This is a genomic window from Streptomyces sp. NPDC001732, assembly GCF_053596315.1.
In genome coordinates this window covers 25,258-33,603 of sequence record NZ_JBSFFY010000064.1, presented here as the reverse complement: position 1 = coordinate 33,603, position 8,346 = coordinate 25,258, and the positions used below count along the sequence as shown (strand labels likewise).

Sequence of the window (8,346 nt, the reverse complement as noted above, 5' to 3'; positions counted from 1 at the left end):
CCGATGGTACTGCAGGGGGGACCCTGTGGGAGAGTAGGACGCCGCCGGACTCCTTTTGGGAGAGCCCCGTGCCCTTGCGGCACGGGGCTTTTCTGCGTTTCGGCGTCTACTCTCGAACCATGCGCTACGAACTGGTCATCTTCGACAATGACGGCGTGCTCGTGGACAGCGAGCCGATCTCCAATACCATCCTGGCCGAGTACCTGACCGAGCTCGGCCATCTCACTTCGTACCAGGAGAGCCTCCGCGACTACATGGGGGCGGCCATGCACCGAGTGCACGACCTCGTCGAGGAAAGGGCCGGGGAGAAGCTGCCCGTGGACTTCGACGCGACGTTTTACTCGCGGGTTTTCGCCGCGTTCCAGCAGGAGCTGGAACCGGTACCGGGCGTCGACGACCTGTTGGGGAAGCTCGTCGCCGACGGGATTCCGTACTGCGTCGCATCCTCCGGCAGCCACGAGCGGATCAGGGTCGGACACCGGAAGACCGGGCTCGACCAGTGGTTCGAGGAGGAGTGGATCTTCAGTGCGGAGGACGTGGGGCGGGGCAAGCCGGCGCCCGATCTGTTCCTGCACGCCGCCGAGCGGATGGGGGTCCGCCCCGAACGGTGCGTCGTCATCGAGGACAGCCCGCTCGGAGTGGAGGCGGCCAGGGCCGCGGGCATGGACGTGTACGGGTTCACCTCGATGATGCCGGCGGACCGGCTCACCGGCGTGACCGGGCACTTCTCCGACATGAGCCAACTCCGGGAATTGCTCGCCTGATTCATCTACCCATGAGTAGAGACGGGCCTTACGCTCGCGGCCATGACAGATGCTCGCTTGCGGCACGGCCGGGCTTCCCTCACGTTGAGTTTCTTCGTGCAAGGGGTCACTTTCGCCCTGCTGGTGACCCGGATTCCCGCCATCCAGGGCCGGTACGGGATATCCGACGGGCTGTTGCCCGTGTTCCTCGCCGCAGTGCCCATCCTGGCCGGGGTGGGCAGCGTGGTCACCGAGAAGGTGGTCGTGCGGGTACGGCCCGGGGTCGTACTGAGGTGTGCGCAGCCCGTCGTGATGCTCGCCCTGCTCGGCGCCGGCGCCGGCACCGAGCTGTGGGAAGCGGCCCTGGCGCTGGGAGTGTTCGGGATCGCCGTCGGGGCGCTCGACGCCTCCATGAACATGATGGGAGTCAGCCTCCAGCGGGCGTACGGGCGCTCGATCATGCTGGGGTTCCACGCCGCGTACAGCCTGGGCGGGATCGCCGGGGCGTCCATGGCGTGGGCGGGGGCCCACTGGGACCTCTCGCTGCTGGTCTCGTACCTGCCGGCGGTGGTCGTGCTGCTGCCCGCCGCGTTCGTCGGGAGCCGGTGGTACACCGAGGGCGTGTCGACGGAGAAGGGGACGACGGACCCGGGGCAGGCGCAGGGCAAGGGGGCGGTCCCGGTCTCCTTCAAGCTGCTGCTGCCGCTCTGTCTGGTGATGAGCTTCGCGTACATCGGGGACTCGACGGTCTCCAACTGGAGTGCCAAGTACCTCCAGGACGTGCTGGGCAGCTCGGAACAGATGTCGACCGTTCCGTACAACGTCTACATGGTGACGACGCTGCTGGGGCGGTCCGTCGGGGACTTGGGGGTGCGGCGGTTCGGGGCGGTGGCCGTGGTGCGGGCCGGGAGCGTGCTGGCCGCCGCGGGCTTCGGTGTGGTGGCCGCGGCGGGCGGGACGTGGACCGGGATGCTCGGGTTCACCATGCTGGGGCTCGGGCTGTGCGTGATCGTGCCGCAGACGTTCGCCGCCGCCGGGCGGATGTTCCCCGGGGCGAGCGACACGGCGATCGCGCGGCTGAACGTCTTCAACTACGTGGGATTCCTGGTGGGCTCGCCGCTGGTGGGGGCGATCGGGGACGCCTGGAGCTACCGGGGGGCCATGCTCGTACCGATGGTGCTGGTGCTCGCGATGCTGGTGCACGCCAAGTCGTTCGGGGCGGAGCCCGCCCGATACGGTGGCGGGCATGAGCGGCCGCGCACAGCTGATGTGGGATGACGCAGTAACGGGATACGACTTCGGGGAGAGCCACCCGATGGACCCCGTCAGGCTCGCCCTGACCATGGGGCTGGTCCGGGCGCTCGGGCTCGACGGCGCGGTGGACGTGGTGGCGGCCAAGGCCGCCGGGGACTCCACGCTGCGGCTGGTGCATCGCGAGGACTACGTGGCCGCGGTGCGTGCCGCGTCCGATGACCCGAAGCGGGCCGATCAGCGCTACGGGATCGGGACGGTGGACGACCCGGCGTTCGCGGGGATGCACGAGGCGTCGGCGCTGATCGCCGGGCAGTCGGTGGCAGCGGCCGAGGCGGTGTGGCGCGGGGAGACCGCGCACGCGGTGAACTTCTCGGGCGGACTGCACCACGCCATGCCGGGCGGTGCGGCCGGGTTCTGCATCTACAACGACGCGGCGCTCGCCATCGCGCGGATGCTGGAGCTGGGCGCCGAACGGGTCGCGTACATCGATGTGGACGTGCACCACGGCGACGGGGTGCAGGCGGCCTTCTGGGAGGACCCGCGGGTCCTGACCGTTTCGCTGCACGAGCACCCGCGGACGCTGTTCCCGCAGACCGGCTGGCCGGAGGAGACCGGCTCCGGTGCGGGTGAGGGCAGTGCGGTCAACGTGGCGCTGCCGGCCGGTACGGGCGACGCGGGGTGGCTGCGGGCGTTCCACGCCGTGGTGCCGGAGCTGCTGGCGGACTTCCGGCCGCAGGTGGTGGTGAGCCAGCACGGGGCCGATACGCACTTCGAGGATCCGCTCGCCCACCTCGCGGTGTCGCTGGACGCGCAGCGGGCTGTGATGTCGGCCTGTCACGACCTCGCCCACGAGTACACGCAGGACGGGCGCTGGCTGGCGCTCGGCGGAGGCGGTTACGCGGTGGTCGACGTGGTGCCGCGGTCCTGGACGCATCTGGTGGGGATCGCCGCGCACGCGCCGGTGGACCCGGAGACGGTGATTCCGTCGTCGTGGCGGGACGAGGTCTACGCCCGGACCCGGCAGTTGGGGCCGGGCCGGATGACGGACGGGCGCACCCCCTCCTGGAAGTCGTGGGAGGAGGGGTACGACCCCGCGGACCGGCTGGACCAGGCGGTGCTGGCGACGCGGCGGGCGGTGTTCCCGTTGCGGGGGCTGCTGACCTGAGAGGGGCGGGACGGCCGTGGTGTGGCCGGTTCCGTCACGGTGGCGAGGAATGGTTGCGCCAACTGTGGGGCGTGGCCGGGCTTCCGGCCCCCCGTCCGGGTGATTGGGGGAGCATCGTGGGGTGTTGAGCACCGGAGCGCTGCGCGCGCATCTGCTGGCGGCCCGGCTGGCCGGGCCCGTGGCCACCTCGCGGGAGGCGAGCCTGCGGAGCTATCGGCTCTTCGTGGCCCGGGACCCGAGGGTGACGCTCGGTCTCCATCCCCGGAAGGGATGGGAAGAGCACGAACTTCTTCGTCTCATGGCCGACAAGTGCGGGGTTTCGGCCGATCCTGCCCATGTGTCGGGTCCTGATGTGATCGATCCGGAGCGGACCCTGGCAGGTCTGGACGCCTTCGCGGAGCGGCTCGCGGATGCCGCGGCCCGGCGGGCGCCGGTGCTGTTCGGGACCGGTCATCCGCACCGGCTGCTCGGTTTCTACGCAGCGCTGGCAGACGCCATGTCGGCGGCCGGGTGCTCCGTACTCACTCCCGCGCAGGGGCGATGTATCGACATAACGACCCGGTTCGGTGTACGTACGTTCAGCCTCGACTACGTACGGGGAGTCGCGATGGTGCGCGAACCCGGCGTGCGGCTCCCCGGCGGTGACACCGGCGCACACTCCCATTCGCCGTTGCCGGTCAGGGTGGTCCTGGACGCGGCGGCGGAGGGGGGCGGGCTGCTGCCGGAGCTGGTCGTCGGGGACCACGGCTGGGTCTGCGGGGCAGGTCAGCTGGGCATCGAGGCGATCGGGCTCGCGGACACGGACGACCCCGCGCTGTTCGTCGGGGAGGCCGAGGGGCGGGTCGCGGTCGCGGTGCCGCTCGACGACGCCGTTCGCTCGGCCTACTACCGGCCGCTCACGCGCTATGTACTCAATCGGGCGTGTCTGTCACAGTAGGCGGCCGATCGGCTCTCCTCTTCCCCACTCGCATCACCCGCCCCTAATCTGGGGAGTGAGCGCACAACGACGAAGAGTCACCGGAGGGGAAGCCGGTGCGCGTCTCGTGCGGAAGGTACAGGTGGGTCATGGCTGCTGGCAGCGAGAGGCCTCTCAACGAGGTCAAGTTTCTGACTGTGGCGGAAGTCGCCTCGGTCATGAGAGTGTCGAAGATGACCGTGTACCGCTTGGTGCACAGCGGTCATCTGCCGGCAATTCGGGTGGGCAGGTCCTTCCGGGTTCCGGAGCAAGCGGTTCACGAGTATCTCCGCGAGTCCTTTGTGGGGGTGGAGTCCGCCTGAGGTTCACCTCGGATTACGCCCCTCACGCGCTGGCGGGTAGGCTAGGCCGACGTAGGTCGTGTGGGCCCAGACGCCCCGCACCAGTGAAGAAGAAGTGAGCGAGGGTAGTCGTGGGCTCTGTTATCAAGAAGCGGCGCAAGCGGATGGCCAAGAAGAAGCACCGCAAGCTGCTCAAGCGCACGCGCGTTCAGCGTCGCAACAAGAAGTAGGCGAACGCAGTTCGTGATTCCGCAGCCCTCCCGCCACCCCGGCGGGAGGGCTGCGGCGCGTCGTGGGCAGCCGCATTCGGACCAAGTGCCGGAGAAGGCCGCCGTGCGGTCGTCACGGGGCGGCGTCCACCCGCTACGGTGACGGCCAGGGAAACCTTTGGACGGAAGGCGCGGATCTTGGGGAAGGTCGTGCTGGTCACGGGAGCGGCCCGGCAGCTGGGGGGTCGTTTCGTGCGGCGCATCCAGCGTGATCCGGAAGTGGACCGGGTGATCGCCGTCGACGCGGTGGCGCCCGGACATTCGTTGGGCGACGCCGATTTCGTGCCGGCGGACATCCGCCAGCCCGCGATCGCCAGGGTCCTCGCCGAGCATGCCGTCGACACGGTGGTGCACCTGGACGTCTCGGCGAAGGCGGTCGGCACGGGGGGCCGGACGACGGTCAAGGAGACCAACGTCATCGGCACCATGCAGTTGCTCGGGGCCTGCCAGAAGTCGCCGAGCGTGCGTCGGCTGGTCGTCAAGTCGAGTACGAACGTGTACGGCTCGGCGCCCCGCGACCCGGCGGTCTTCACCGAGACGACCCCGCCCAAGTCCCTGCCCAGCGGGGGCTTCGCCAAGGACGTGGTGGAGGTCGAGGGGTACGTACGGGGCTTCGCGCGCCGTCGGCCGGACGTCGCCGTGTGCGTGCTCAGGTTCGCGAACATCCTGGGGCCGCAGGCGGACTCGCCGCTCGCCGACTACCTCGCGCTGCCCGTGCTGCCGACGGTGTTCGGGTACGACCCGAGGCTCCAGTTCGTGCACGAGGACGATGTCGTGGACGTCCTGGGCACCGCCTCGCGCGAGCCGAGGCGCGGGACGCTGAACAGCGGCACGTTCAACATCGCCGGGGACGGCGTGCTGCTGCTCTCGCAGTGCTCGCGGCGGCTGGGGCGGCCGACGGTGCCGTTGCTGCTGCCCGCGGTCACCTGGGTGGGTCAGGCGCTGCGCACGGTCGGCATGACGGACTTCTCGCCGGAGCAGATCCGGCTGCTCACCCACGGCCGGGTGGTCTCCACCGTCCAGATGCGCGAGACCCTCGGCTTCCACCCCCGGTTCAGCACCGCGGAGACGTTCGCGGAGTTCGCGCGCAGTCAGGGTCCGGGCCTGCTGCCGCCGGGGACGGTGGGCAGGGCGGTCGACGCGCTGGCCACCGTGCCGTTCGCCGGGACGAACGGCGATGTCCCGGGGACCACCGGGGCCGACGACACCGCGCCGGTCCCCGGCGCCAGGTAGAGGAGCGCACCGACGATGGCGGATGCCAAGGTCATTCCGTTCGACGACGACCGTTCGCGGGCGGGCGGTTCGTCGCGGGCCGCGCGGCGCCGGTCCTCGGCGGGCGCCGGGCGGGGTCAGGGGCCCTCGGCGGCCCCCACGGTCGGGACGGCGGCCGTGAGCGCCCTGCCGGGCCACCAGGACGTCCCGCAGCCGCAGGAGGAGCCCGGCCCCGAGGGGTTCGGGCAGCCCGCGCAGGACGACGAGCGCGACGGCTGGGAGCGGCGGATCGCGGGCGGGCTCGCGTTCTTGCGGCGCCGGGTCACCGGCGAGTACGACGTCGACGAGTTCGGGTACGACGAGGAGCTGACCGACCAGGTCCTGATGTCATTGCTCCGGCCGGTGTACGAGAAGTACTTCAGGGTCGAGGTGAAGGGCATCGAGAACATCCCCTCCGAGGGCGGGGCGCTGATCGTGTCCAACCATTCGGGGACGTTGCCGCTCGACGGGCTGATGCTCCAGGTCGCCGTGCACGACAACCACCCGGCGGACCGGCATCTGCGGCTGCTCGCCGCCGATCTCGTCTTCATGCTGCCGGTGGTGAACGAGCTGGCCCGCAAGGCGGGGCACACGCTGGCCTGTTCGGAGGACGCGGAGCGGCTGCTGCGGCGGGGCGAGCTCGTCGGGGTGATGCCGGAGGGGTTCAAGGGCATCGGGAAGCCCTTCGGGGAGCGGTACAAGCTCCAGCGGTTCGGGCGGGGCGGTTTCGTTTCCACGGCGCTGCGGGCGGGCGTGCCGATCGTGCCGTGCTCGATCGTGGGGGCGGAGGAGATCTACCCGATGATCGGCAACTCGAAGACGCTGGCGCGGCTGCTGGGATTCCCGTACTTCCCGATCACGCCGACGTTCCCCTGGCTCGGGCCGCTCGGGGCGGTACCGCTGCCGACGAAGTGGACGATCCAGTTCGGGGAGCCGATCTCCACGAGCGGGTATCCGGTGGAGGCGGCGGAAGACCCGATGCTGATGTTCAACCTGACGGATCAGGTGCGGGAGCAGATCCAGCACACGCTGTACAAGCTGCTGGTGCAGCGGCGCTCGGTGTTCTTCTGAGGGTTTTCCCGGCCCGAGGGGTTTTCCCGGCCTGAGGGGTTCTTCCGAGGGGGGCTGTGCACATGCGGCATCGGTCGCCGGGCGGGTTCGGGCCGTCCGGCGACCGATGCGTCGTTTCGTGAGCGGTGCGCGCTAGCCGTTGGTGTTCTCGCCGTTGATCCCCAGGCCGGGGAGCAGGCCGGGGAGGAGCGGGGGCAGGGTCACGTCCGGGGCGGGCGGGAGGTCGGCCCGGCTGTCGGAGGACGGGTCGATGCCCGGGGGCGGGGTGCCGAAGATGCCGTCCGTGCCGCCGGAGATCAGGCCGTCGGAGGAGGTGCTGCCCGATCCGGACGGGTGGGGCGTGGCGCTGCCGTCCGTACGGCCCCGGGAGGCTTCCGGCGAGGAGGGGGCGGTGGAGGTGTCCGTGCGCGAGGGGCCCGTGCCCCGTTCCGTGCTGTCGGGCCGCTGTGTGTCGTCGCCGCTGTCCGAGGTGCGGGGCAGCAGTGACTGCAGCGGCTCGATCTCTTCGTCTATGGCGTCGAAGACCGAGCTGACCTCGTCGCCGATGTCCGTGAGCTGTACGGGCAGCCGGTCGCGCAGGCTGCTCCAGCTCTCGCGGTGCGAGCGGGAGAAGGAGTCGAGGGCCTGGATGGGGCCGATGGCGCCGTCCCGCTGGTAGACGGAGCTGAGGAGGCGGTGGCCCTCGGTGGCGTCGTGCGTCATGCCGCTGAGCGTGCGCCTGATCTCGCCGAGCTGTTCGTGGTCCAGGTCGCCGGAGCGGGTGCGCTCCATCAGCCGACGGGCCTCGTTGAGCCGGGTCGAGGCCTGGTCGAGGTAGACCTTGCCGCGGTCGGTGTCGCCGCTGGCCATGCCGAGGTGGAGGTCTTCCATGCCGCGCTTGAGCCCGTACAGCGAGTCACCCGGGAGGGCGTCGGAACTGGCAGCGGCCACTCCGCCGAAGGCGCCCGCCGCCACACCGACGGTGAGTCCGCCGGCCGCGAGGCCCTTCGTCCAGCGTGAACGCGGACGCAACTTCCGGAGCGGGGAGGCCCGGTGGGCTCCCTTCGTGCGCTGTTCGGGCACCGTAGGGCCCGCGGACGCACCGCCCTCGGTGAGCATGGCTTCCATGGCGGCGACGAGCTGGGCTCGCTGCACCACTTTGACCTCGGGGTCCAACTCCGGCCGCGGTACCTCACCGAGGCCGTTCGCCAGGGCCAACAGCGGTCCGTGGTCGGCCTGTTCGGCCGGGTCCGCGGGCTGTTCGGCCGTTGCCCCGGGGAGCGACTGCTCCTCCAGGGCCTGGGCGAAGGCGTTCGCCCGCCGGTGTGCCGAAACGTTTGCGATCACTGGCGGCACC

General features: G+C 70.7%; 9 protein-coding genes. 8 read left to right on the top strand and 1 reads right to left on the bottom strand.

Features of this window, described 5'->3' with window-relative positions; translation table 11 throughout:
- Positions 1–119 precede the first annotated feature (119 nt).
- The 8 genes from ACWCXX_RS34135 to ACWCXX_RS34100 all read left to right on the top strand — a co-directional run bounded on the left by ACWCXX_RS34135 (position 120) and on the right by ACWCXX_RS34100 (position 7,010).
- Positions 120–764: an HAD family hydrolase gene (locus ACWCXX_RS34135; protein WP_451134108.1), complete on the top strand. Its 645-nt coding sequence runs from the start codon at positions 120–122 to the stop codon at positions 762–764.
- A gap of 42 nt (positions 765–806) precedes the next feature.
- Positions 807–2,021 carry an MFS transporter gene (locus ACWCXX_RS34130; RefSeq protein ID WP_451134106.1) on the top strand — a complete coding sequence of 405 codons (1,215 nt, stop codon included), beginning with the start codon at positions 807–809 and terminating at the stop codon, positions 2,019–2,021.
- Entirely contained in the window at positions 1,990–3,162 is a 1,173-nt protein-coding gene (locus tag ACWCXX_RS34125; RefSeq protein ID WP_451134104.1) for an acetoin utilization protein AcuC, read from the top strand. The genes ACWCXX_RS34130 and ACWCXX_RS34125 overlap by 32 nt, the downstream gene beginning before the upstream one ends.
- 121 nt (positions 3,163–3,283) lie before the next feature.
- Positions 3,284–4,099, top strand: a complete 816-nt coding sequence (locus ACWCXX_RS34120; protein ID WP_451134102.1) for a phosphatase — start codon at positions 3,284–3,286, stop codon at positions 4,097–4,099.
- 128 nt (positions 4,100–4,227) lie between these two features.
- Positions 4,228–4,440: a helix-turn-helix domain-containing protein gene (locus ACWCXX_RS34115; RefSeq protein ID WP_014046653.1), complete on the top strand. Its 213-nt coding sequence runs from the start codon at positions 4,228–4,230 to the stop codon at positions 4,438–4,440.
- 110 nt (positions 4,441–4,550) lie between these two features.
- Entirely contained in the window at positions 4,551–4,649 is a 99-nt protein-coding gene (locus ACWCXX_RS34110) for a 30S ribosomal protein bS22 (protein WP_003948845.1), read from the top strand.
- A 177-nt stretch (positions 4,650–4,826) separates the two neighbouring features.
- On the top strand, positions 4,827–5,921 hold the full coding sequence (locus ACWCXX_RS34105; RefSeq protein ID WP_451134100.1) for an NAD-dependent epimerase/dehydratase family protein: 1,095 nt from the start codon (positions 4,827–4,829) through the stop codon (positions 5,919–5,921).
- A 15-nt stretch (positions 5,922–5,936) separates the two neighbouring features.
- The gene (locus ACWCXX_RS34100) at positions 5,937–7,010 is read left to right on the top strand and encodes a lysophospholipid acyltransferase family protein (RefSeq protein ID WP_451134098.1); all 1,074 of its coding nucleotides are present in this window, start codon (positions 5,937–5,939) and stop codon (positions 7,008–7,010) included.
- Between the two features lie 132 nt (positions 7,011–7,142).
- Here the strand turns inward: ACWCXX_RS34100 and ACWCXX_RS34095 are convergent, their stop codons facing one another.
- Positions 7,143–8,336 carry a DUF5667 domain-containing protein gene (locus ACWCXX_RS34095; RefSeq protein ID WP_451134096.1) on the bottom strand — a complete coding sequence of 398 codons (1,194 nt, stop codon included), beginning with the start codon at positions 8,334–8,336 and terminating at the stop codon, positions 7,143–7,145.
- Positions 8,337–8,346 lie beyond the last annotated feature (10 nt).